This is a genomic window from Deinococcus sp. JMULE3 (assembly GCF_013337115.1).
GTDB lineage: Bacteria > Deinococcota > Deinococci > Deinococcales > Deinococcaceae > Deinococcus.
Genome location: NZ_SGWE01000004.1, coordinates 3152101 through 3175583, shown reverse-complemented (window position 1 = coordinate 3175583; position 23483 = coordinate 3152101). Strand labels below are relative to the sequence as shown.

General features: G+C 69.6%; 21 protein-coding genes. 14 read left to right on the top strand and 7 right to left on the bottom strand.

What is annotated here, in order from left to right; genetic code table 11:
- Nucleotides 1–71: 71 nt before the first annotated feature.
- The 4 genes from EXW95_RS18410 to EXW95_RS18395 form a co-directional block, all read right to left on the bottom strand.
- Entirely contained in the window at nucleotides 72–1199 is a 1128-nt protein-coding gene (locus EXW95_RS18410; protein WP_174368692.1) for a serine hydrolase, read from the bottom strand.
- A gap of 1 nt (nucleotide 1200) precedes the next feature.
- The gene (locus EXW95_RS18405; protein ID WP_174368691.1) at nucleotides 1201–2046 is read right to left on the bottom strand and encodes a DegV family protein; all 846 of its coding nucleotides are present in this window, start codon (nucleotides 2044–2046) and stop codon (nucleotides 1201–1203) included.
- A 101-nt stretch (nucleotides 2047–2147) separates the two neighbouring features.
- Nucleotides 2148–5351, bottom strand: a complete 3204-nt coding sequence (locus tag EXW95_RS18400; protein WP_174368690.1) for a heterodisulfide reductase-related iron-sulfur binding cluster — start codon at nucleotides 5349–5351, stop codon at nucleotides 2148–2150.
- Between the two features lie 92 nt (nucleotides 5352–5443).
- Nucleotides 5444–6064 (bottom strand): helix-turn-helix transcriptional regulator, encoded by a 621-nt coding sequence (locus tag EXW95_RS18395; protein ID WP_174368689.1) that lies wholly within the window; start codon nucleotides 6062–6064, stop codon nucleotides 5444–5446.
- Between the two features lie 66 nt (nucleotides 6065–6130).
- Between EXW95_RS18395 and EXW95_RS21095 the strand changes: the two genes are divergently transcribed.
- The 7 genes from EXW95_RS21095 (at nucleotide 6131) to EXW95_RS18365 (ending at nucleotide 12041) form a co-directional block, all read left to right on the top strand.
- Nucleotides 6131–6262, top strand: coding sequence for a hypothetical protein (locus EXW95_RS21095; protein WP_256435020.1), 132 nt, complete (start codon nucleotides 6131–6133; stop codon nucleotides 6260–6262).
- 90 nt (nucleotides 6263–6352) lie between these two features.
- Nucleotides 6353–6865: a hypothetical protein gene (locus EXW95_RS18390; RefSeq protein WP_174368688.1), complete on the top strand. Its 513-nt coding sequence runs from the start codon at nucleotides 6353–6355 to the stop codon at nucleotides 6863–6865.
- Between the two features lie 96 nt (nucleotides 6866–6961).
- The gene (locus EXW95_RS18385) at nucleotides 6962–7987 is read left to right on the top strand and encodes a MoxR family ATPase (protein ID WP_174368687.1); all 1026 of its coding nucleotides are present in this window, start codon (nucleotides 6962–6964) and stop codon (nucleotides 7985–7987) included.
- Nucleotides 7988–8075: 88 nt separating this feature from the next.
- Complete coding sequence (locus EXW95_RS18380; protein ID WP_174368686.1) at nucleotides 8076–9212, top strand: VWA-like domain-containing protein; 1137 nt, start codon at nucleotides 8076–8078, stop codon at nucleotides 9210–9212.
- On the top strand, nucleotides 9209–10045 hold the full coding sequence (gene nudC, locus EXW95_RS18375; protein ID WP_174368685.1) for an NAD(+) diphosphatase: 837 nt from the start codon (nucleotides 9209–9211) through the stop codon (nucleotides 10043–10045). The genes EXW95_RS18380 and nudC overlap by 4 nt, the downstream gene beginning before the upstream one ends.
- 125 nt (nucleotides 10046–10170) lie before the next feature.
- On the top strand, nucleotides 10171–11571 hold the full coding sequence (locus tag EXW95_RS18370) for a hypothetical protein (protein ID WP_174368684.1): 1401 nt from the start codon (nucleotides 10171–10173) through the stop codon (nucleotides 11569–11571).
- On the top strand, nucleotides 11568–12041 hold the full coding sequence (locus EXW95_RS18365; RefSeq protein ID WP_174368683.1) for an NUDIX domain-containing protein: 474 nt from the start codon (nucleotides 11568–11570) through the stop codon (nucleotides 12039–12041). The genes EXW95_RS18370 and EXW95_RS18365 overlap by 4 nt, the downstream gene beginning before the upstream one ends.
- A gap of 31 nt (nucleotides 12042–12072) precedes the next feature.
- Here EXW95_RS18365 and EXW95_RS18360 read toward each other — a convergent pair whose 3' ends face one another.
- The 3 genes from EXW95_RS18360 to EXW95_RS18350 form a co-directional block, all read right to left on the bottom strand.
- A complete protein-coding gene (locus EXW95_RS18360) occupies nucleotides 12073–14400 on the bottom strand; it encodes an S-layer family protein (protein ID WP_174368682.1) in 2328 nt (775 codons plus the stop codon).
- A gap of 638 nt (nucleotides 14401–15038) precedes the next feature.
- On the bottom strand, nucleotides 15039–16571 hold the full coding sequence (locus tag EXW95_RS18355) for a radical SAM protein (RefSeq protein ID WP_174368681.1): 1533 nt from the start codon (nucleotides 16569–16571) through the stop codon (nucleotides 15039–15041).
- Between the two features lie 150 nt (nucleotides 16572–16721).
- Complete coding sequence (locus tag EXW95_RS18350; RefSeq protein ID WP_174368680.1) at nucleotides 16722–17048, bottom strand: hypothetical protein; 327 nt, start codon at nucleotides 17046–17048, stop codon at nucleotides 16722–16724.
- 55 nt (nucleotides 17049–17103) lie between these two features.
- Between EXW95_RS18350 and EXW95_RS18345 the strand changes: the two genes are divergently transcribed.
- The 7 genes from EXW95_RS18345 (at nucleotide 17104) to EXW95_RS18315 (ending at nucleotide 23284) form a co-directional block, all read left to right on the top strand.
- Nucleotides 17104–17343 carry a KH domain-containing protein gene (locus EXW95_RS18345; protein WP_058976649.1) on the top strand — a complete coding sequence of 80 codons (240 nt, stop codon included), beginning with the start codon at nucleotides 17104–17106 and terminating at the stop codon, nucleotides 17341–17343.
- Nucleotides 17340–17900, top strand: coding sequence for a ribosome maturation factor RimM (rimM, locus tag EXW95_RS18340; RefSeq protein ID WP_174368679.1), 561 nt, complete (start codon nucleotides 17340–17342; stop codon nucleotides 17898–17900). The genes EXW95_RS18345 and rimM overlap by 4 nt, the downstream gene beginning before the upstream one ends.
- A complete protein-coding gene (gene trmD, locus EXW95_RS18335) occupies nucleotides 17890–18729 on the top strand; it encodes a tRNA (guanosine(37)-N1)-methyltransferase TrmD (RefSeq protein WP_174368678.1) in 840 nt (279 codons plus the stop codon). Before rimM ends, trmD begins: the two co-directional genes overlap by 11 nt.
- A 77-nt stretch (nucleotides 18730–18806) precedes the next feature.
- Nucleotides 18807–19289, top strand: a complete 483-nt coding sequence (locus tag EXW95_RS18330) for an LON peptidase substrate-binding domain-containing protein (RefSeq protein ID WP_371810159.1) — start codon at nucleotides 18807–18809, stop codon at nucleotides 19287–19289.
- 252 nt (nucleotides 19290–19541) lie between these two features.
- The gene (gene recG / locus EXW95_RS18325; protein ID WP_174368677.1) at nucleotides 19542–21890 is read left to right on the top strand and encodes an ATP-dependent DNA helicase RecG; all 2349 of its coding nucleotides are present in this window, start codon (nucleotides 19542–19544) and stop codon (nucleotides 21888–21890) included.
- Nucleotides 21890–22246: a DUF705 domain-containing protein gene (locus EXW95_RS18320; RefSeq protein WP_174368676.1), complete on the top strand. Its 357-nt coding sequence runs from the start codon at nucleotides 21890–21892 to the stop codon at nucleotides 22244–22246. Before recG ends, EXW95_RS18320 begins: the two co-directional genes overlap by 1 nt.
- 243 nt (nucleotides 22247–22489) lie before the next feature.
- Nucleotides 22490–23284 (top strand): hypothetical protein, encoded by a 795-nt coding sequence (locus EXW95_RS18315; protein ID WP_174368675.1) that lies wholly within the window; start codon nucleotides 22490–22492, stop codon nucleotides 23282–23284.
- Nucleotides 23285–23483 lie beyond the last annotated feature (199 nt).

The following is a 23483-nucleotide window of genomic DNA, read 5'->3' as shown; positions in this document are numbered from 1 at the left end:
TAGCGTAGGGCGCGCGGCGGCACAGGTTCCTTTCACGCGCGCCACCTTCAGACCGTCGCGCCCCGGCCGGGTCAGGGCGTGGCGTCGACCGGGCGGGTGAGCAGGTCCTTCAGGGCCGCGTTGATCCACGCGAAGGCGCGGCGGGTGTTCGGCATGGTGTACGTCTGGTCCGCGCCGCGCTGCATGAACACGTACACGAGGTGGTGGCCGTCGGTGGTCTCGACGTAGCCGCTGTACGTCAGCAGCTGCCAGCCGTTGCCGCCCTTGGCGCCCACGTAGCGCACGCGCTTCTGGTGCGTGAGGTTCAGCGCGGACTTCCCGAACCCCAGCGCCATGACGTCCCGCTGCCAGCGGCGCGACGGTTCCGACAGGTCAGGCCGCAGGAACTCCTGCGCGACGAGCGTCCCGAACTCGTACGGGGTGCTGAGGTTGTACACCTGGGCGTCCACCGCGTCGTCCTTCCGGTGGTCGAAGTGGTCGTTCAGCTTGCGCTGCACGTAGTCCGCGCGGTACTTCCGGCTGTCCGCGTCGATCAGCTCCGCCAGGCGGCGTTGTTCCTCACCCCGCGCGGCGGCCCAGCGGCTCGTGCCGTTGAACGTCGCGGACAGGCCGGTCTGCGCCACCCACCAGTCCTTGGTGGGCAGGATCAAGCGCGTGCGGCACAATCCCAGCCGGTCGGCGACGTCCTGCACGGCACCCAGGCCCACGCGGCGGTGCAGGATGTCGGTGGCGGTGTTGTCGCTGTTGCGGATCATGCGCTCGGTCAGGGTCCGCACGTCCGAATCGTCGAAGGGGTAACTACCCAGCGACTGGTTCTCGCGGGTCACGTCGAAGCGCTCGGTCGGCTGGACGCGCCCCGCGTCGATGTCGCGCAGCAGCGCCCACAGCACCGCCTGCTTGTACGTGCTCGCCAGCGGGAACACGCTGTCGGGGTTGACGGCGAGCGCCCGGACAGGCCGCAGGGTCACGGGGTCTACCTCGGCCACCCACAGGCCCAGCTGCCCGCTCAGGTGATGAGGGGGCGGCGGGGCCTTCGGCACCTCGGGCGCGGGTCGCAGGCAGCCCGCGTCGTCCCGCAAGGGGTCGGCGGGGGGCGCGGCGCGGTCCTGGCGTTGCAGGACGACGTGCCCCTCCTGCTGGGGCGGCGCCGCGCACGACCACAGCAGGGCGGGCAGCGCCCACAGGAGTCGGGCCCTCACTTCAGACCGTCACGGGCTCCAGGGTCACGCCGACGGTGCCGGGACCGGCGTGCGTGGCGACGACCGCGCCGATCATGTGGTCGCCCATGTCCTCGAACTGAATCCCGGACAGTCCGGCGCGGACCTCCTTGACGTACTCCTCGCCGCCGGGGGTGCACATGACCGCCACGCGGGTCGGCCCGTGGGCGGCCGTGTACTTCCGGACGTGCTCGACGAGGTCCGCCACGGCCTTCTTGTGGCCGCGCACGCGCCCACCGGAGTCCACGCGGCCGTCCTTGACGACCAGGATGGGTTTGATGTTCAGCAGGCTGCCCAGCAGCGCCTGCGCGCCCCCGATGCGCCCGTTGATGCGCAGGAAGTCCAGGGTGTCCACCGTGAAGCGGATATCGGCCTTGCTGGCCGCGGCCTCCAGCTGCCGGACGATCTCGTCCATGCTCAGGCCCTGATGCGCCAGTTCAGCGGCGCGCAGCACACGCAGGCCCAGGCCCATGCTGACCGAGCGGCTGTCCAGCACCGTGACCTTCCCGCCGAACTCCTGCGCGGCCAGTCGGGCACTGCCCACGGTTCCGGACATCTGCCCGCTGATGTGCAAGCTCAGGACCTCGTCGGCCACCTGCAGGGCCTCGGTGTACGCGGTCGCGAACTCGGCCGGGCTGGGCTGGCTGGTGCTGGGCGTCTTCTTGCCCGCCTTCAGACCCGTGAAGATGTCCTGCGGTCTGATCTCCAGGCCGTCCTTGTGCATCTTGCCGTCGAACAGCACGTACAGCGGCACACTCTTCACGCCGATCTGCGCGAGCAGTTCCGGCGTCAGGTCACTCGTGGAATCCGTGACGATCGCAATGGTCATTCGCTGATACTAGCGTGACATTGCACACGGTGCAGACAAGCCCAACGCAGAACCGCCCCGATGTGGGGCGGTCCGGTCGAAGCGGCTCTACTCGGGGTTCTTCACTCGGGTTTCTTTTTCGGCTGCCACTTCTTGCGGCCCCCGGCGCCCGGCTCACTCGTCGCCTGCTGTCCTTCCTCAAGCAGGTTCTCCCCGACCTGTTCAAGGTGCACGTGCTCGGTGATGGGTTCGGCGCTCGGTTCGGTGACAGGTGCGGGCGTGGCGGCCTGCACGTCGGGTGCGGGGGCCGGAGCCGCCGCGGCTTTCGGAGCCCACTTCTTCCGCTCGCCGGTCGCGGCGGTCGGGGCAGGCGCGGCTTCAGACGTCACGGCAGGAGCGGGAGCGGGCTGGGCGATCGCGGTCTGGGTGGTCGGCTCGGCTGCATCCGTCACGGGCGCGGCACTGACCGGCTGGCCCTTCGGCGCCCATTTCTTCCGTTCACCGGCAGCAGGCGCGGCAGCGGGGGCCACTTCGCTCGGCGCGGCAGGCGCGGTGGGCTCGGTGGTTGCCGGAGCAGGCGCCGCTTCCGCCTTGGCCTTGGGAGCCCAGGCTTTCCGGGCCGGGGCGTCCGGGCTGGGTGCGGCCGGAGCAGGTTCGGCCGGAGCGACCGGGGCGGGGTTCACGTCATCTGCCTTGGCCTTGGGTGCCCAGGCCTTGCGGGCCGGAGCGTCAGCGACAGGTGCGGTGGGGGCTGAAGCGTTGGGGGCTGGAGCGGTGGGCGCCGCCGTCGCAGCCTCCGGTGCGGGCGTGACGGGCGCCGCACTCACGTCGTCGCCGCCTTTGGGCTTCCAGCTCTTGCGGGCCGGAGCGTCCGTGGATGGGGCAGCGGCAGCAGGGGCTGCCGGTGCCGCGGGCGCCACATCGTCGGCACCCGCCGCTTTGGGTTTCCAGCTCTTGCGGGCGGTCGCCTCGGGGTGCGCGGCCTGCGCCTCAGGCTGGGTGCCCTGGGTCGCGTCGGGGCTGCCGGGCTGCGCGTTGATCACGGCGGCGCTCGTCTCGCCCACCACCGCGGCGGGGGCGCCGGCGCCGGGGCGGTCGCCCGTGCGCTCCATGGGCGTCTGCGCGTTGGGGGCGCTGACGACCTCGGGCTGCTCCAGCGGGGTGGCGCCTTCCACGGGGCCGGTGGGGGCGGCCTGCTGCCAGGTGCCGTCGGCGCGCTGCACGCTCTCGAGCATGAGTTCCGCGACGTCCTTGACGATGATGTCGTCGCGTTTCTGCTTCTCGGGCGTGGAGTTCATCATGGCCTTGCAGAAGGGGCAGCCGACGGCGACGACCTTGCCGGTCTGCTCGAACTCGTCGCTGGCGGCTTTGGCGTCGTCCAGGCGGGCCTGGAGTTCACGGAAGCGGTTGTCGCTGATGCGCTCTGCGCCTTCTTCCTCTTCCTTCCAGAACTGCGCGCCGCCCGCGCCGCAGCAGAAGGAGTTCTCGCGGCTGCGTTCCAGGTCCAGCACCTCGCCCGCCATCTTGGTGATGAGGGTGCGGGGCGCGTCGTACACGCCGTTGTGGCGGCCCAGGTAGCAGGGGTCGTGGTAGGTGACGTTCTCGGCGAGCCGCTCCATGGGGAGCTTCCCGGCGGCCACGAGGGTCTCGAGGTACTCGGTGTGGTGGATGGTGCGGTAGTCGCCGCCGAGCTGCTTGTACTCGTGCCCGATGGCGTTCATGCAGTGTGGGCAGGTCGCCACGATCAGTTTCGGCGCGACGGTGTTCAGGGTCTCGACGTTCTCGGCGGCCAGCTGCTGGTACAGGAACTCGTTCCCGGCGCGGCGGGCGCTGTCGCCGGTGCAGGCTTCCTTCTTGCCCAGCACGGCGTAGTTCACGCCGGCCTTGTCGAGCAGCTGCACGAAGGAGCGGGCGACTTTCTGCGCGCCGGGGTCGTAGCTGGCGGCGCAACCCACCCAGTAGATGACGTCCGGGGTGGGGTTCTCGTCGATTGTGGGGACTTTCAGGCCCTCGGCCCATTCGAGGCGTTTGTCGCGGCTGATGCCCCAGGGGTTGCTGGCGCGTTCCATGCCGCGGAAGGCCGTCTGGAGTTGCGGGGGGAACTCACCGGCGACCATGACCTGATGGCGGCGGATGTCGATGATGTCGAGCATCTGCTCGTCCTGCACGGGGCAGACCTGCATGCAGGCGCCGCAGGTGGTGCAGGCCCACACGGATTCCTCGTTGATGGCGAATTCCAGCAGGGGGTGCGCGGTGCTCGCGCCACCCTCGAAGGGCGCGGGCTTGAGCGTGAAGGGGCTGGGGTGCGACCCGATCACGTTCAGTTCCATGCGCTTGTTGATTTCCAGCGCGGCGGGGCTCAGGGCCTTGCCGGTCGCGTTGGCCGGGCAGACGTCCTGGCAGCGGTTGCACTGGATGCAGGAGTACGCGTCAAGCAGGCGCGGCCACTCCAGGTCTTCCAACTTCTCGACGCCCAGTTTGGGTTCGTCGGCCTCCATGGCCTCCTCCAGGCCCTTCATGGGGGGGAGAACGCCGCTGCCGACCGGGCGCTTCAGGGCGTAGTTCAGCGGGGCCATGAAGATGTGGATGTGCTTGGTGAACGGGAAGTACGCGAGGAACGCCAGGACGCTGCCCAGCGCACCCCAGTACCCGAAGATGCGCCAGCCCTCGATGGCCTGCTCGCTGGCGCCGTTGAACAGCAGGCGGCCCAGGGCGCTGCTGAACGGCTGGAAGGAGTCGTACCCGCCGAGCTTGCGGGCTTCCTCGGTCATCTTGGCGGCGTTGCCGAGCACGCGGCTGCCCACGTGGAAGGTGATGAACGACGAGACGATCAGGCTGTCACGCAGGATGTAGTTGGCCCGCAGCAGCGGGTGCAGCAGCGTCTTGTCGGTGAAGCGGAAGTCGCGTTTGCTGGGCAGGAACAGGCGGCGGATCAGCAGGCTGATGACCCCCACGAGGACCAGCATGCTGAGCAGGTCGGCCAGGAAGTTGTACCCGGCGAGCAGCGGGCTGTCCTTGGAGTAGATGTGGAACGGCAGGTAGCCTTCGAGGCCGTCCACGACGTTCACCAGCAGGTAGTACACGAAGCCGTAGAAGATGAAGCTGTGCAGCACGCTGATGGCCGTGCGGCGGCGGAAGGTGCGCTCCTGGGTGAGGCTGACCCGGATGGCGTACAGCACGCGCTGGACGGGGTTCCCGGTGCGGTCCTCGCTGGCGGGCGCGCCGCGCGCGACGCGGCGGTAGAGGCGGTAGAAGCCCCACGCGCCGAAGCCACCGGCGATCAGGGCGAAGAGGAAGAACAGCAGTTTGTGGATCAGGGGCAGCAAGGGGGCAACTCCTTCGGTCGGAATGGCTTAACTGTACTCGGACGAAAAATTAGACTGAGTCAAAGTATATCGGATGCCGCGCCGCGCGCACATCACCCGTGCACCGGGTCCCGCGTCAGTCCCACATGCACGAGATACACGCTGTCGGACTCAAGCTCCGACGAGCGGGCCAGGAACTCCTGCACCACCCCGGACAGCCGCTCGCGGAACGCCTGCGCGTCCTCCCGCGACAGCCGCAGCAGCGCCCATTCCCCCAGCGGCCGCTGCGCCGCCGGACCCCCCGGACGCTCCAGCTCCTCGCGGGTCAGTTCACGCCGCGTCAGCACCCCCTCGGGCGTCACGTGAAACCGCAGCAGCCAGTCCGGCGACAGCCGCCCGTACTCCCGCGCGTACCCGCGCAGCATCCGCTCCCACGCGGGGCGCTGCACGCCCGACAGCATCTCCTCCAGCGGCATCACCCGCGACGGGTCCACGATGAACTCGTTCGACACCGCCTGAAACACCGCCGGACGCTGAGAGGCGACCTCCCGCACCAGCCCCAGCCGCACGAACCGCTTGACCCAGTACCCCAGGGACGTCGGCGGGCACCCGGTGATCTCCGCCGCCTGCGCGATGGTCATCGGCGCCGTCATGAAAGGCGTCAGGAGCCGCATGCGGTCATGATCCAGCAGCACCTCAACCACCTGCGGATCGTCAAGGATAACGTGCGCCATGTCACGAATTCTACGGGGGTTTTTGCAGCGGACCTCCGCTACCGTGATCCCCACCGGAGGTCCCCCATGACGCGCACCATCCTGCTGGCCCTGACCCTCATCCTTCCGCACGCGAGCGCCGCCGCCCTGACCGGACCGGCCGACAGCGGCATCTCCCTGACCTGCCCCATGCGCCTCTGCCCACCCAAGGCCCAGTAAGCCCTCACCGCGAGCCGCCCCGACCATAGCCCCGATCTGCCAGAAGCACTGGCGGACCGGGCGTCCTGTCCCCTACCCCACGAGGCCCCCATGACGAGACCCGCTTCCCTGACCGCCCTGCTCCTGCCCCTGCTGCTCGCCGCGTGCGGTGGGGGCGGCACCTCCACCCCCAGCCCGACGCCGACACCGACGCCGGGGAACGCGATCACGACGCGCCTCGCGGCGTGCCCGGTCGTGAACGCGTCCTCGGACCCCGCCGCGAGCAGTTGCCTCGCCGGGACGTACGCCGGGAAGACCCTCGGCGGCGCGGCCTGTTCGCTGACGGTCGCAGCGGACGGCAGTTACACCTTCGCCAGCCCGACCCTGACGTACTCGTTCACGCCCACCCCGCAGGCCATCCGGGTGTTCGGGCATCAGACCCTCCCGGACCTGAATCAGGTGATCTGGCTGATCGACGATCCGCTGACCGCCACCGAACCGAAGGAGCTGGACTTCCACGCCACCTGGGGCCGCAATGCGCCCAGCGTGAAACTGGACATCCAGGGCACGAAACGCCTCGCGGGGGGCGGCAGCACCTCCGTGACCTGCACCGTTCCGCTGTAACGTCACGCCGGAACACCACCGACCCCACCCCGCACCCTGAAGGCCGCCTGCACGCGCGCTCAGCGCCGGGCGGCCCCGTTGCGGTAGCCTCAGCGCGTGAGCCTGACTGCTGCCGAACTTCAGACGTACCTGCACGCCCTCGTCCGCGGGGACCTGAAACTCGCCACGATGATCTGGGGCCCCCCCGGCGTGGGCAAGAGCAGCGTCGTGGCGCAGGTCGCCGCCGCGCACGGCCTGGACTTCGTGGACGTGCGCCTCTCGCAACTGGCCCCCACGGACCTGCGTGGCCTGCCGGTTCCCGAGAGCGACGGGCAGGGGGGTGGCGTGAGCCGCTGGTACCCGCCGGAATTCCTGCCCCGCAGCGGGCGCGGCATCCTGTTCCTGGACGAGGTGAACATGGCCCCGCCCACCATGCAGGGCATGGCGCAGCAGCTGATCCTGGACCGCCGGGTGGGCAGCTACGAACTGCCGGACGGGTGGTTCGTGTGGGCCGCCGGGAACCGCAAGGAAGACCGCGCCAGCGTCTTCGACATGCCCGCGCCCCTCGCCAACCGCTTCCTGCACCTGACGGTCCGCCCGGACTTCGACTCCTGGCGCGCCTACGCCTTGGGCCGCAACCTGCACGAGCACGTCATCGCGTTCCTGACGTTCCGCCCGGAACTCCTGCACCGCCTCGACCCGCAGCAGCCCGCGTGGCCCAGCCCCCGCGCCTGGGAGATGGCGTCCCGCCTGCACCGCGCCGGACTGGACGCCACGCCCGCCATCGGCGAGGCCGCCGGAGCCGAATTCAGCGCGTTCGTGCGCCTGTACGAGCAGCTGCCCGACCTGGGCATCGTCCTCGAGGGCCGCGGCGCGGGCCTGCGCCTCCCGGACGAACCCAGCGTCCGCTACGCCGCCGTCGTGGGCCTCGCCGCCCGCGCCGCCACCGCCGACGAGGCGTACCACGCCTTCACGTGGCTCGCCGACAGCGCCGGACCCGAATGGCTGCAGCTGTACGTCGCCACCCTCGTCAGCAAATTCCAGGCCATCGGGCAACTCGCGGACCTCGCGGAACTCGTCGGCCGGGACGAACGCCTCGCGACGCTCGTGCAGACCACGCTGAGCCTCACGGAAAGCGCGTGAGGCGGGGGGATGGTCGATGGTTGAACGTTGATGGAGAACAGCTTTTTCCATCAACCATCAACCATCAACGTTCAACACCGGGAGCCCCATGACCCCGGTCCCGGTCACCCCTGAGTTCCAGCGTCTGATTTCCGGCTCTCGGTTGCGGCTGCGGGGGCGGTCGGCGTTCTTCGCGACGTTGCTGCTGCACGCGGAGTTCGTGCCGTCGCGGGAGGTCGCGGCGGCGGGCACGGACGGCGAGCGGGTGTACGTGAACCCGGAGGTCGCCGCGACGCTGGCGCTGGACGTGCTGGACGGGCTGCTGCTGCACGAGGTGCTACACGCGGCGCTGTCGCACGTGGAACGGCGCGGTCCGCGTGAGAAGAAACGCTGGAACAAGGCGGCGGACCTGATCGTGAACGGCATGGTGTCGGCGGCGGGGCTGCCCACGCCGCCGCAGTCGCGGCGGGACGAGCACCTGGAACGCCTGAGCGTCGAGGAGGTGTACACGTCCATCGAGGCCGAAGCCGAGGGCGACGGGAACGACGAGGGGGACGACCTGCTGGACGGGCCGCCCAGTGACGCGCCGCCGCGCGGGCAGAAGCCGGGGCAGGCCGGGCAGACGCAGCGGCAGTGGCAGCAGGCGCTGGCGCAGGCGCGCAGCGTGGAGGCCATGAGCGGCAAGGGCGACGACCCGCTGGGCGAGCACCGCGAGTTGCAGCGCCTCGCCCCGGCGCGACTGGACTGGCGGGCGCACCTGTGGCGCTTCCTGGCGCGCACCCCGGTGGATTTCGGGGGGTTCGACCGGCGGTTCGTGGGGCGCGGACTGTACCTGGAAGCGCTGGACGACGAGTCCCTGACCGCGCTGATCGCCGTGGACACGTCCGGCAGCGTGGACGACGACGCGGTGCGGGCGCTGGTGGGTGAGGTGCAGGGCGTGCTGGGCGCGTACCCGCACGTCCGCGCGACCCTGTACTACGCGGACACCGAGGCGTACGGCCCGCACGACCTGACGCCCGGCGGCGAGATTCCCCCACCGCAGGGGGGCGGCGGCACCGACTTCCGCCCCATCTTCCGGCTGCTGGACGAGCACGAGCCGGACGTCCTGATCTACCTGACCGACGGGTACGGGGATTTCCCCGAGCAGGCGCCACGCGTCTCTACCCTGTGGGTCGTGCCGCCCGGCGGCCTGGAGGACGAGGGCTTCCCCTTCGGTGAGGTCCTGCGCCTGGAAGAACACACGTGAAGGCGACCAGTCGCCCGGACGGTTTCGAGGTCGCGCTGACCCTGACCCCGGAGGCGGGGTCGGCGTGGTTCGTGTTCGACGGGCCGAAACTGGTGCTGCGCGCGGACGGCACCCTCCCGACGGGCGAGGCCCCGCTGCCCGTGGTGGACGTGACGCCGCTGGGCACCCTGGACGGCACGTCGTACCTGGCGGCGGGTCTGGACGGCGAGCTGCCCGGCGGCTTCCAGTCGGTCCCGGTCCGCACCGGCTTCGGTCGCCTGCCGGAGCACCACATGGGGCTGGCCGGATACGCTGCGCAGCTCATCGAGTTCGCCCGCACGCACCGCTACTGCGGCCGCTGCGCCACGCCCCTAAGTGACGCCACGCATGAACGCTCGCGCCGCTGCCCGAACTGCGGCCTGACCGCCTACCCCCGAGTGGCCCCCGTCGCGATGGTGCTGATCCGGCGCGGTCAGGGCCGGGACACCGAACTGCTGCTGGCCCGCAGTCCGCACTTTCCGCCCGGCATGTACTCCGCCCTGGCAGGTTTCGTGGAACCCTCCGAGACGCTGGAGGCCGCCGCCCAGCGCGAGGTGCAGGAGGAGGTCGGCGTGCAGATCACGGACCTGCAGTACCAGTTCAGTCAGCCGTGGCCGTTCCCGCACTCGCTGATGCTGGGCTTCACCGCCGAGTACGCGGGCGGCGACATCACCCCTCAACCCGGCGAGATCGACGACGCCCGCTGGTTCCCCATCACTGACCTCCCCACGCTGCCCGCCGCGTTCAGCATCGCGCGGGCGCTGATCGACGGGGCGATGGCGGGCGCGCTGGAGGAAGTGGGGAGTGGAAAGTAGGGAGTGGGTCGGCTGCCGGGGCACACCCCCCTGGCCCACACGCATCGCACCCGCACACCCACGGGCCATCCACTTCCCACTCCCTCCTGCCCACTTCCCTGTTCCCCCGTGCCATCATCGCTGCGATGACTGGTGAGCTTGACCCGCGGACGCTGACGATCTTGGGTGTGGAGGGGGCGCTGGAGGCGGCGGGTGCCCCGCGGGCGACGGCGGATACGCTGTCGGGCCTGTCGGCGCATCCGGACGCGCGGGTGCGGGCGCGGGTCGCGCGGCATCCGAACACGCCGGTGGAGGTGCTGGGGTCGCTGGCGGCGGCGTACCCGGCGGACGTGCTGGCGAACCCGGGGTTGCCGCTGATGCGGCTGGCGCGGCCGAACCTGCTGGGGGTGTTCCCGGCGGACGGGGTGATCGCGCTGCTGAACGCGCCGGGCGTGCCGGGGTGGGTGGTGGATTCGGCGCTGCGGCACGAGGACTACGCGGTGCGCACGGCGCTGGCGGGCCGGGCGGATCTGAGTGCGGAGCGGGTGGCGGCGCTGGCGCAGGATGCCGGGTGGCAGATCCGCGAGGCGGTCGCGCGCCGGGACGAGCTGCCCGAGGGGCTGGTGCGGCAGCTGGCGGCGGACGACGATTACGACGTGCGCAAGGCCGTCGCGTCCCGCCCCGACCTGCCGGGGGACGTGCTGCGGGTGCTGGTGGGGGACGCGCACGGCATGGTGCGGGCCGGGGTGGCGCGGCGGCTGGACCTGCCGCTGGACTGCATGATCCACCTCGCGGCGGACGGCGACCCGGACGTGCTGGCGACCCTGGCGCGGCGGGTGGATCTGCCCCGGTCGGTGCGGGAGTGGCTGGCGACGAACGACCAGCCGCTGGTGCGCGCCGCGGCCCTGCAGGCGTGGACGGTCCCGGCGGAGTGGCTGGCGCGGGCGGAGGTGGACGCCGACCCCGACGTGCGCGCCGCGCTGGCCCGCCGCCCGGACGTTCCGGCGGAACTGCTGACGCGACTGGCGGCGGACGAGTCCGAGACGGTCCGCCGCGCCGTGCTGGACCGCAGCGACCTGCCCGAGGACGCGGTGCTGGCGCTGGCCCGCGCGCCGGAAGCGGACATCCGCCTGCACGTGGCGAGCGCGGAGGGTATTCCCGCGTCGGTGCTGGACGCCCTGCTGAGCGACCCGGACGCGAGTGTGCGGACGGTGCTGGCGGTCCGCCCGGACCTGGGCGAGACGCGATTGGAGGTCCTGGCGGGCGACCCGAACCCGGAGGTGCGCCGCGCCGTGGCGTACGCGTCCGCGACGTCGGGCGGGACGCTGGCGGGACTGGCGCGTGACCCGAATGCCGGGGTGCGCCGCGCGGCGGCCCTGCACCCACACCTCGCGCCAGAGGAAATGGCCGTGCTGGCCGGGGACCCGGATGAAGGCGTGCGACTGGCCGTCGCCGGACGCGCCGACCTCTCCCCCACCGTGCAGGACGCGCTGCGGGCCGATCCGGAGGCGAGCGTGCGAGAGGAAGCCGCGCGGGTCGGCGCGTGACCGACATCCGACTGCCGGTGGGGCACGTGAAGTTCAGCGTGCGGGCCGTGATCCTCTGCACGCGCGGGGACACGCTCCTGACGAACTGCGGTCACGGCGAGCACGGGAGCGGCTTTCACTTCCTGCCGGGCGGCGCGGTCAGGGCCGATGAGGACTCCGCGCAGGCCGCCGCGCGCGAATGGCACGAGGAGACCGGCCTCACCGCAGACGCGCTGCGGCTGGTCGGAATCATCGAGAGCTTCTTCGGCCCGGCGGGACGGCGCGAGCACGAGATCGGCTTCTACTACCACCTGCCCGCCCCACCCGACCTGCCTGACGGGACCTTCACCGTGCAGGACAACCCGGACGTGCAGTGCCAGTGGGTGCCCTTCGACCGGATCGAGGCGACCCCGGTCTACCCGCTGGTCATCCGGGACCTGCTGCGCGTCCCGCCGGGCGAGGTGCGGCACATCCTGAACCGGGAAGCGTGAGTGCCGCGCCAGCAGTGGAATCTGCGGCCGTTCAGCGCACCTGCACCTGGAAGCAGACGGTTCCACTGTCCCCGGCGGGCATGGAGCCGACCCGGAACGTGAGCAGTTGACCCACCAGACTGCCCGCGTCCGCATCTGAAGCGCTGGTCAGCAGCGTGACGCCGCTCTGGGTGACCTGAATTCCCAGGCCCACTCCGTAGGCGCTCGTGCGGGTGAGCGTCGAGGCGGGCGCGGTATCGCTGAGGACGAAATTCAGCGCGGCGCCTCCCGAATTGACGTACGCGATGCAGTATTCCAGGACCTCGCCCGGCTGGGCGACGCTGGACGTCCCGGCGCCGCCGCCCCTCGTCACGTTCCGAACCGACTTCGTGAGAGCCACGCTAGGGGGCAGGCTGGGCTGGACGGTCACGGAGTCGCTGTCCCCGTTGTTCCCGGTCTGGGCGGTGGCCTCCCCACCTCCGGTGACGGCCGCGGTGTTCGTGAAGGAACCGGCGGCGCTCGTGACGGTCAGCAGCAGATCGGGATACGAACTGCCCGCGGCGAGAGCGTCGCTCCGCGTGCATCTCAGGGGACTGAGGGTGCACGTCCATCCGGATCCGGCGAGAGCCACGGCGGTCATTCCGGCCGGGAGGGTGTCGGTCACGGTGACGGTCTGCCCGGTGGTGGGAGCCGGTCCGGCGTTCGTGACCCTCAGCGTGAAGGTGCCGTTCGCTCCGGCCTGGAATGAGCCACTGTGGAACTTGTCCACCGTAAGGTCAGGTCCGGCCACGGTGATCACGGCGGGTTGATCCCCGGCGGTCACGGGGTCACTGTCGCTCGTGTCACTCACGACAGTCCCGAGGGTCTGCTGGCGGTACGTGACGGTCCCGGTGTTGCTGATCACGGTGCCGCCCGCCGTTCCGGCGTTCACGGTCACGCGGAAGCGCACGCGCGACTCCTCGCCGGGCAGGACCGCGCCGCCTGCCGTTGCCGTGGCGCCGGTGCCCAGGCGGAAGGTCACGGTCCGCCCCGCCGGGTCGTACTCGGCCTGATCGTCGCCGGACACGTCGGTCTTGGACCCGGCGTTCGCCCCGGTGATGACCAGCGACCCCGGCACGAAGGTCGTTCCAGCGGGCAGAGGATCGGTGAGGATCACGTTCAGCGCGCCGTCGTTGCCCTGGTTCCTGACGACCAGTTCGTATTCCAGGGTGTCGCCGGGGATCAACTGGCCGCCGTTGAGGTCCGTGACGGTCTTCGTCAGGGCGTCCTTGATGTTCGGCACGAAGATCTCGGTCGCCAGCGTGACCACCCCGGGGAAGATGACGTCACTGCTCGTGCCGACGACCCGCACCACGGCAGACGTGCTGCCGTTTGGGAGGGCCGTGTTCGGCGTGAACGTGTCGATGTCCACGCCCAGCGTATTCGTGAAGTTCGGCACCTGTCCGGTCACGACGTTCGATCCGCCCCCGGCTGCGCCGCTCGTGACCGAGATGGTCGAGTTGAAAACGTCGTTGACCGTGTTCACCGTATTGGACACGGTGCTGAGCGAGGCGGTGTTCGGCCCGAAGCGCAGGCTCCCCTGGGGCGTGGCGGACGCACCCTCCTGCTGCCCCCGGTCACCGTCCCAGGCGACCACGCCGATGGTGCTCCGGACCGTCCCGACACTGGGCGTGACGAAGCCACTCACGCCGATGTCCAGTGGCGCCGCCGGATCGCTGGCCTGCAGGAAGCCGTCGAACACGGCGAGATTCCGGGTGGGCAGGCTGGAGTTCCGGTACGCGACGACCAGCGACCACCCGGCCCAGCTGCTCGCCCCAGCGTTGCTGGCGATATTGCCGACGGTGTACGTCCCGCTCCCGCCTGCCTGCACGAGGGTCGTGACGTCCACGAACGACTGGTAGTTCGACCCGATCACGGAGGTCCGCGAGGCGGTCAGGGCGACACTCGTCCCGGTGGCCGGCGTGGCGAGGCGCACACCGGCGCGATTCGTCGCGCTGCTGCTGATCCCGCTCCAGTACAGCCCGGCGAACAGGACGCTGCTGCCCGCCCCGAGGTTCAGGCTGGCAGAACTGGAGTTCGTGGTGGCAGCGTCGCCGTCCAGGTCGATGGGGACCATGTACACGCTGTTGTTCGTGGTGGTCCCGCCACTGCGGGCCGTGTTGCACGCTGTGATCTGCGCGGCGGACGCCGGACTGACCGTCGTGCAGTGATAGTTCACGTTCCCGATCAGGACGATATCGCCGTTCGTCGCGGTATTCGTGTACCGGGAACTGAAGGTGGTCTGCGCCCCGGCAGACCCTGCAAGGACGAGGATCAGCGCCAGGACCGCCGAACAGAACCGACTCAAGCCGCTGTGGCCCGGACGCAACGTTGTGATCATCGTACCCACAGCTTACGTCGCGGCGGCATTCATGAGTGTCACAGATGGTGGCGCAGCCCTGCTCCCCCCGACAGGGGAGCTTCAACGGCAGTGCGCCTCATGACTGATCCGGATTCCGTCCTCCGGGTCGAATCAGCGAAAGGCAATGGCGAAGGCGAAGTTCGCCTGTACTTTCAGCGACTTCACAACGAACTCCAGGGTCTACGGGGAAGAGTCGGCACATCCAACACTCTCACCGCATGTCTGCATCCAGCGGTGTGCAGGTGCACCGAGGGCGATCCTCGAACCAGACGACACGAGTGGACTCGCAGAGCTGCTACGCAGAACGAGAACCCGTCAGCACCAGCGGTGGCGACGTGAAGTTGCATCCACTGGAGGACGTGGGGCACAGGGCAGGGGGTCAACGGGTGCACCTCGAACGTCTCACCGTTGCCTGCCTGCCCCTGCATGAGGTTCCAGTTCCACACGGACCACTCGTCACAGTCCATTCGGCCCGGATTAACTCATACGGATTCCGTTTGTTTCGTTGACAGATCGGAAGATCACCGATCCGTCAACTCCACGCCCGGAACCCGTTTCTCTCCTGCTCGCCCCGCTCGGGTTGAAAAATTTTGCAAACCTTTCAACCGGAGTCCGTATCAGATGGCGAGGCCCTGGGCGTGGGCGCTGACGTCCTTGCTCTCGTACTGGCCGGGCGGCAGGTCGATGGCGGGGGTGTTGGCCTCGAATTCGTCGCTCCAGCCGACTTCCTCCAGGGCTTTCTTCCACGCGCCGATGCTCTCGTTGCGGTAGATCTGGTAGGCGGCCATGCCGACCTCGGGGCCGCCGCGCGCGATGACGGATTCCACCCAGGCCCACTTGGCGGACACGTTGCGGAGTTCGGCGGTGGTGCGCAGTTCCTTCTGGATGCGTTTCATGCGCTTCTCGATGGTCTGTACGCCGGCGAAGGGGTCCGCGAAGTGCGGCGTGTGGCGTTTGGGCACGAAGGGGCTGATGCCCAGCGCGATGCGGTTGATCTTCGCGAGGTCCTTCGTGAACTCGATCAGTTCGGTGATGTCATCGTCGTTCTCGGGGCCGAGGCCGATCATCATGTACACCTTGACGCCCTTGAAACCCAGGTCGCGGCTGATGTGCGCGGTCTTGGTGAGGTCCTCGGTGGTGATGCCCTTCTTCAGCCAGCGGCGCAGGCGTTCGCTGGGCGCGTCACTCGCGACGGTGAAGGTGCGCAGGCCGCCCGCCTTGAGGATCTCGGCCAGTTCGGCGTCCACGGTGTCGGCGCGGATGGAGCTGACGCCCAGCTTGATGCCGCGGTCGGTCAGGGTGCGGCCCACGAACTTGGTGTGCGGGAAGTCGCTGAGGGCCGCGCCGACCAGGCCGACCTTCTCCACCCAGTCGGGGATGGTGTCCAGCAGTTCCTGCGCCTGGTTGTTGCGGTTCGGGCCGTACATGGTCCGCGCGAGGCAGAACGTGCAGGGGCGCGGGCAGCCGCGCTGGGCTTCCACGAGGAACATGTTGCTCAGTTCGCTGTGCGGCGTGACGATCTGACTGTACGCGGGCAGCAGTTCCTTGGGCGCGGTGGCCCACTTGGGTTCGTGGACGTGCCGCGCGGGGAGGAAGATGCCGGGCATGCCGTCGATCAGGTCGTAGAAGTCCTCGCGGCTCTCGGCTTCGCGCAGGGCCTCGCTGATGACGGGCACGATCTGCTCGCCGTCGCCGATCACGATGATGTCCGCGAAGGGCGTCAGGGGGTAGGGGTTGCTGCTCGTGAAAGGCCCGCCGATCATCACGATGGCGTCGCTGTCGTCGCGTTCCTCCCGTAGGGGGCGCAGGCCCGCCACGTCCAGCGTGCGGATGATGTTCGTCAGGTCCAGCTCGAACGACACGCTCAGGGCGAACAGTTCGCAGTCCCCGGCATCCCGGCCGGTCTCCACGGTGGGCAGGGCCTGCCCGGTGCGTTCGAAGGCGTCCACGTCGTCCGGCAGGAAGGCGCGTTCGCAGGCGACGCCTTCCTCCTGGTTGAACATGCGGTAGATGACCTGGTAGCCCAGCGAGGCCATGCCCACCGAGTAACGGTTCGGGAAGGCGAGGGTCACGCGGATGGGGGCCTGTTTGTGGATGGTGCCGGTCTCGTCGTCCAGCAGGGGTTTGATGGTCGTGCGCCAGTAACTCAAGGGTCCTCCGGAGGGGGCGCGCGGCTGGGGGTGCCTCCCCCGTGCTCCTCACCGGGTCCGCCCTGGGGCGGCGCGCGTCACAATCGGCGATTCTAGCGGACTCGGGCAGTGGGAAGTGAGGGGCGCGTCACGAGGAGCAGGGCGCGCCCCTCACTCCAGCCGATGTGACGGGTCAGGATTCTCGGTAATCCACGTCAAGGGCCGCACCGAGTTCCGCGCGGAGCAGTTCGGCGAGCGCAGCCCCTCGGCGTGAAAGGCCTGCCGGGCGGTCTCGTCCGGGAAGTCCGAGCGGGCCGGGTCCTCCCAGTTCAGGGTGGCGTCGAACGCCTCGGCCCAGGCGGTCAGCCGCCTGCGCAGCGCGCCCGACAGGGGCAGGTCGTGCGGCGTGAGCTGGTAGGGGTCGGCGCCGGGTTCCCAGAGGGGCCAGCACCCATAGTCCGCCATCAGCAGCAGGCGGCGCTGGGCGGGGCGGGTCACGCGCGCCCGCTGCAGCGCGGCGGGAGTCGGGCGGTCATACCGTAGAATACCGCGCATGAAGAGTGATCCCGTGGATCTGACCCTGTTCCTGGCGCAGAGCGTGGTGGACCAGCCGTCGCTGGTGCGCGTCTCGAAACGCGGCCCGACCGTCATGGTGCGCGTCGGCCCCGGCGAGGAGGGCCGCCTGATCGGCCGTCAGGGGCGCGTGATCCAGGCGATCCGCACGCTGGTGCGCGCCGCGTCGGACCCGCGTGAACGGCTGAACGTCGACCTGGACGCGCCCAGAAAAGCGTGACGGGCGGGCAGGACCGGACGCGGCTCGGGTATTTCCTCGGGCCGCATGGCGTGAAGGGCGGCGTGAAGGTGTACGTGCTGGGCGACCAGGAGCAGTTCCGCGCGCTGAAACGCGTGTTCGTGGAGGGGCGCGGCTGGCTGCGCGTGGCGCGGCTGGAGATGCTCGCGCCGGGCGTGGCGCTGCACCTGGCGGGCGTGACGTCGCGCGAGGCGGCCGAGGAACTGCGCGGCCTGAACGTGTTCGCGGCGGACGACGAGCTGCCCGAGCCCGAGGAGGGCGTGTACTACTACCACGAGCTGCGCGGCCTGACCCTGCACGGCGCGGGCGGCGAGGTGCTGGGCGAGGTCGTGGACGTGGAGGACGGCGGGCATCAGGATCTGCTGGTCGTGCGGCACGAGGGCGGCGAGTCGTTCGTGCCGCTGCAGGCGCCGTACGTGCTGGTCAACCTGAACGACCGGAAGCGTCCCGCGTCGCTGGCGCTGTCGGCGGATGCCCCGGCGGGTCTGCTGGAGTCCGCCGAGCCGGAGGGGCCAGAGGCGGGCGGCGATGACGCCTGAGCCCACCCCGGACGGCCCGCTGACGTTCTCGTTCCTGACGCTGTTCCCCGAGCTGCTGGCGCCCTTCGCGTCCGAGGCGATCCTCGGGAAGGCGCGCGAGCGGGGGCTGGTGGACGTGAACCTCGTGAACATGCGGGACTACTCGCAGAACAAGCACCTGAAGGTGGACGACACGCCGTACGGGGGTGGGGCGGGCATGGTGATCCGCGTGGACGTCGCCGAGCGGGCGCTGGCGAGCCTGCCGCCCGCCGACGAGGTGATCCTGTTCAGTCCGGCCGGGCAGCCGTTCACGCAGGCGGTCGCGGAGGAACTGGCCGGGAAGGCGCACCTCGTGTTCCTGTGCGGCCGGTACGAGGGCTTCGACGCCCGCGTGGAGGGGCTGGTCACGCGCGAGCTGAGCGTCGGGGACTTCGTGATGATGGGCGGTGAAGCTGCCGCCGCGTGCGTGCTGGAGGCCGTGGCCCGCCTGCGGCCCGGCGTGCTGGGCGACGCGGACTCGCACCGGGCGGACTCGTTCAGTTCGGGCCTGCTGGACTACCCCGAGTACACGCGGCCCCTGGAGTGGCAGGCGCAGGAGGTGCCGGAGGTGCTGCGCGGCGGGAATCACGCGGCGATCGGCGCGTGGCGGCGCGAGCAGGCGCTCAGGCGCACGCTGACCCGCCGCCCGGACCTGCTGACCACCGCCCCGCTGACCCCGCAGGACAGCGCCACGCTGCTGACCCTGGGCGCCACCCCGGACGACCTGACGGCCTGGGGGGCGCCCCCTCCACCACCGCCGAAAAAACCGAAGCGGAAGAAGACACCGGACGCGACGCCCTCCGGGACGTGAGAATCCAGTCAAAACTTCTTTTCTTCTGTGGGATGCGCTCAAGTCGCGCGGAGCGGAACGCGCCAGCATAACAGCCTATGCGCGTTCCGCTGTTTCCCCTGCCGAATCTGGTGCTGTTCCCGGGCGTGGTGCTGCCGCTGTACGTGTTCGAACCCCGGTACCGCACGCTGCTGGCGGACGTGCAGGCCAGCGGGGAGCCGTTCGGGATCGTGCGGATCCTCCAGACGTCGAAGGAGTCGGACCTGCCCTTTCAGGACCGGGTGTCGCGCGTGGGCACGCTGGCGCACCTGCGGCACGCCGATCCGCACGAGGACGGCACGAGCACGATCATCATCGCGGGCGGCGACCGCTTCCAGGTGCAGGAGTTCCACACGGACCACGCGTACCTGAGCGCCGACGTCGCCCTGTGGCCGCTGGAGGCCGAAGGCGACCTGAGCCCCGCCGAGGCCGAGGGAGCCGCTCACGCCACCGCGCGTGAACTCCTGTCCGCGCTGCTGCGCCTGAACCCGGAGAACACCGACGCGCTGCGCGCCGCCGCCGCCCGGAGGACCCCCTCCTGATCGCCAGTTTCGCCGCGAGTGTCCTGCCGCTGAGCCCCGAGGCCCGCGAGGACGCCCTGCGCGCCCGGACACTGCTGGACCGGCTGGACCACCTGCTGGGACAGGTCCCGACGACAGCGAAGACGCTGAATTGAGGTCTGAGGGTCGAGGGTCCAAGCGTCTACGGTATTTCCCTTTGATGCTTAGACCCTTCGACCCACCAGCATTCTGTCCCGCACATAATCTAGTCCGCTCTGCTAGGCTGTGTGCTCGATGGCGACGGTGGCGGAATTACGGGAGAAACTGCGGCGACCCCTGGCGGCAGAGCTGGCGTCTGGCTGCCAGAACCGCGTGGTGGCGGGCGGCGTGGAGAAACTGCTGGCCTCGCCGCTGGGGAACCCCTTCCCGAAGGTGCGTGAGGCCCTGGCTGGGTACGCGGGCCTGGACGCCCAGGGGCGCGAGGTGGCCCTGCGCGCGGCGCTGGACCTGCTGACCGAACCCGACAGCCAGAAGACCGCGACCCGCGCCGCCCCGGTCGCCAAGCGGGTCGCCGTGCCCACCGCCGAGCCCGGCGAGCGCCTCCCGCCAGACGCGCCGGTCGAGCGGCTCGACACTGGCCCCGGCGGCGCGCGCAAGCTGCACACACTGGGCCTGCACCTGCTGCGCGACGTGCTGCACGCCTACCCGCACCGCCACGAGGACCGCCGCGCCCTGCCCGACCTGTCCGAGGTCGAGGAGGGGCAGAAGGTCACGGTGGAGGGCCGCGTGGTCGCCAAGTCCCGCCGCAGTCCCAAGCCCGGCATGCAGATCCTGGACGTGACGCTGGAAACGCCGTCCGGGGGCCGCGTGAAGGCGACGTGGTTCAATCAGCCGTGGGTGGAAAAGCAGCTGCGCGAGGGGGCGCGGCTGGTCCTGACGGGCCGCGTGAAACGCTTCGGGCGGACCGTGCAGCTGAGCGTGGAGCACCTGGAGACGGTGGACGGCGCGCAGGATTCCCTATCGACCGGGCGGATCGTGGGCGTGTACGACGCGAAGGACGGTATCTCGCAGGAGTTCCTGCGTCGCGCCGCGTTCCGCACCCTGCAGGCCGTGCCACTGGACGATTACCTGCCCGCTCACTGGCGGCGGCAGTACGGCGTGACGGACCTGAGCGACGCGCTGTGGGGCATCCACTTCCCCGCGGACGAGGCGCACCTGAGCCGCGCGAACCACCGCCTGCGCTTCGACGAGTACCTGTTCCTGGAACTCCGCATGCTCCTCCAGGGCGAGGACGCCGTGCTGCAGGGCAAACGCTTCAACGCCAGGGGCGACGACATCCACACCTTCGAGGGCGCCCTTCCCTTCCGCTTCACGAACGCGCAGCGGCGCGTCCTGCTGGAAATCACGGACGACATGCGCAGCGACCGCCAGATGGCCCGCCTCGTCCAGGGAGACGTCGGCAGCGGGAAGACCGCCGTGGCCGCCTGCGCCCTGTACCTCGCCGTGCGGGACGGCTACCAGGGCGCGCTGATGGCCCCCACCGAGATCCTCGCGCGGCAGCACTACGCGAACCTCGTCGGGTACCTCGGGCAGCTCGACATCCGCGTGGGCCTGCTGATCGGCGCGATGACCCCCAAGACGAAACTGGAAATGCAGACCCGCATCGCGGAAGGGGACGTGGACGTCGTCGTGGGCACCCAGGCGCTCATTCAGGAGAACGTCCGCTTCGACAACCTCGGGCTGGCCGTCGTGGACGAGGAACACCGCTTCGGCGTGCAGCAGCGCCGCAAACTCCTCGCGGGCCGCCCCGACGTGCTCGTCATGAGCGCCACGCCAATCCCCCGCTCGCTGGCGCTCACCGCGTACGGCGACCTGGAACTCAGCATCATCGACGAACTCCCACCAGGCCGCACGCCCATCGAAACCAAACTCATCCAGGACACCGCCCGGCAGCAGGCGTATGGATTCGTCATGCGCCAGATCCGCGAGGGGCGGCAGGCGTTCGTCGTCACGGCCCTCATCGAGGAGAACGAGAACCTCGAACTCCTCGCCGCCACGCAGCTCGCCGACGACCTCAAGACCATCCTCCCCGAAGCGCGCATCGACCTGCTGCACGGAAAGATGAGCGCCGCCGAGAAAGACCATGTCATGGACCGCTTCCGCGCGCACGACTTCGACATCCTCGTGTCCACCACCGTCATCGAGGTCGGCGTGGACGTCCCCAACGCCACCGTCATGGTCATCGAGAACGCCGAACGCTTCGGCCTCGCCCAGCTGCACCAGCTGCGCGGCCGCGTCGGCCGGGGCAGCGCCCAGAGCTACTGCGTCCTCATCGCCGGGGAACACAGCAAGAAAACCCGTCAGCGCCTCAAGATCATCGAAAGCAGCACCGACGGCTTCGTCATCGCGGAAGCCGACCTGAAACTCCGCGGCCCCGGCGAGATCCGCGGCACCCGCCAGAGCGGCATCCCCGACCTGCGCCTCGCCGACCTCGCCAACGACACGCAGATCATCGAACAGGCCCGCGAACTCGCCAAACACATCCTCGCGCACGACCCGAAACTGGAACACCCCCGCCTCCAGTACCTCCGCAGCGAACTCCAGAACCGCAGCCAGAGCGTCGCCTACAGAGAAGTGATCTGATGACCCCTACCCCATTGATCGTGTACGTGGATGTGGACGAGACGCTGGTGCGGAACGTGGGGCGGTCGCGGGTGCCGATTCCCGGCGCGATCGCACATGTGCGGGAGCTGGCGGCGCAGGGCTCGGAGTTGTACTGCTGGAGTTCCGGTGGGGCCGAGTACGCGCGGGACAGTGCGCGTGAGGTGGGCCTGGAGGGCATGTTCACGGCGTTCCTGCCCAAACCGCAGGTGATGCTGGACGACCAGCGGGTCGAGTCGTGGCGGCAGCTGGTGCAGCTGCATCCATTGTCCTGCCCCGGCGAGTCGGTGGAGTCGTACCGGGCGGCGCTGGACAACACCCGCCGGTCAGAGCGGTGAGGTACTGACCGACGCAGGGTAAATCTGCCGGAATTCGGCCGGATGGACTGGAGTACCGGGTGCTCTGGGTAGGAGGAGAACCGGCCACGGGGGTTGTCGCCGCGCATGCTGGTCGGCGCTCCAGCGGAGCAACCGTAAGCCCTCCCGTTGTGGGGGTCGCGGTCGGGGACATCGGCTCCATGTCACGGCCGCATCGCCCAGGTTCGTTCCTGGCAAGGCTGTTCGGCAACTACAATTCACGGCATGTTCAAGCCACTGTGGGGCCGAAGAGTACCCTCCGGTGTTCTCGGCCTGCGCGCGCTCGTGGTGGGCAGCGTGCTGCTCGCGCTGTCGTCATGCACGTACGTCAAACTCCTGACTCAGCAGCCGGAGATCACATACGATGCCCGACTGGGGGCCTACTCGTTCGTCGGGCCAATCAATTTCGGCACTGCGGAACGTCTCAGGAAGGAGGTGCCTGATGGGTCGAAACTGATCTTCCAGAGTTTCGGTGGGCGTTCAGAAGAAGCGCAGCAGATTGCCCGTTGGATGAAATCCCACCGCATCAACCTGACGATCAGAGGGTACTGCGTCAGCTCGTGCGCAAATTATGTGGCCGGGGTACCGGGCGCGCAGTGGGGACAACCGACGATTCTGCTGTTTCATGGCGGTGAGCAGTCTACGTACGTCGCGCCCTGTACGGGTCTGCTCGGATGCAGATCAGATGCGGCGAGCGACCGCGCTGCCTTTGCCCAGGAGTTCGGGTTAAATCCTAATTTCGTGGTTTTTTCGGGCAGGGCGGTCGAGTCCGTGTTCGCCCAGCGGGCCGCAACGGATGGCGCGCGCCGCCTTCCAGGGCTGCCACTTCCATATTTCTGGGCTCCGAGTCGCGAGGAATTGAAGTGTTTCGGGGTAGAGGCGGAAGTGTCGAGCCTTGCGGACCTTCCCATCAGCGACAGTGCACGGAAGTGGTATTTCACGACCGCTGAACTGTCCCCTGCGCTTCAACAGGAGTTTGGTGTGATGTGCGACCAGTTCCGTTCTGACCTCAGGCGATGAGCCGGGCTGTGGCGGCTCGCTCTAACAGACCTCCCGTTCCGGATGAGCAGCAGACCTCCGGGCATGGTGAATCACGCCTGGAGGTCTGCTGCTTCCGTCTCGAAACGGCTGGATCGACACGAGTTGGTGGGCCGATGCGTCAAGGCCGCCGGTTCACGCTGGCCTATCCATACAGGGAGGGGAATGAAGCGCGTCCCTG

Bases quoted from the DNA above. Each gene is read 5' to 3' on its own strand.
- EXW95_RS18315 (WP_174368675.1), top strand. From the start codon at position 22,490: ATGTTCAAGCCACTGTGGGGCCGAAGAGTACCCTCCGGTGTTCTCGGC.
- EXW95_RS18345 (WP_058976649.1), top strand. From the start codon at position 17,104: ATGAAGAGTGATCCCGTGGATCTGACCCTGTTCCTGGCGCAGAGCGTG.
- EXW95_RS18390 (WP_174368688.1), top strand. From the start codon at position 6,353: ATGACGAGACCCGCTTCCCTGACCGCCCTGCTCCTGCCCCTGCTGCTC.
- EXW95_RS18370 (WP_174368684.1), top strand. From the start codon at position 10,171: ATGACTGGTGAGCTTGACCCGCGGACGCTGACGATCTTGGGTGTGGAG.
- EXW95_RS18380 (WP_174368686.1), top strand. From the start codon at position 8,076: ATGACCCCGGTCCCGGTCACCCCTGAGTTCCAGCGTCTGATTTCCGGC.
- EXW95_RS18320 (WP_174368676.1), top strand. From the start codon at position 21,890: ATGACCCCTACCCCATTGATCGTGTACGTGGATGTGGACGAGACGCTG.
- EXW95_RS18395 (WP_174368689.1), bottom strand. From the start codon at position 6,064: ATGGCGCACGTTATCCTTGACGATCCGCAGGTGGTTGAGGTGCTGCTG.
- EXW95_RS18405 (WP_174368691.1), bottom strand. From the start codon at position 2,046: ATGACCATTGCGATCGTCACGGATTCCACGAGTGACCTGACGCCGGAA.
- recG (WP_174368677.1), top strand. From the start codon at position 19,542: ATGGCGACGGTGGCGGAATTACGGGAGAAACTGCGGCGACCCCTGGCG.
- EXW95_RS21095 (WP_256435020.1), top strand. From the start codon at position 6,131: ATGACGCGCACCATCCTGCTGGCCCTGACCCTCATCCTTCCGCACGCG.
- trmD (WP_174368678.1), top strand. From the start codon at position 17,890: ATGACGCCTGAGCCCACCCCGGACGGCCCGCTGACGTTCTCGTTCCTG.
- EXW95_RS18360 (WP_174368682.1), bottom strand. From the start codon at position 14,400: ATGATCACAACGTTGCGTCCGGGCCACAGCGGCTTGAGTCGGTTCTGT.
- EXW95_RS18330 (WP_371810159.1), top strand. From the start codon at position 18,807: ATGCGCGTTCCGCTGTTTCCCCTGCCGAATCTGGTGCTGTTCCCGGGC.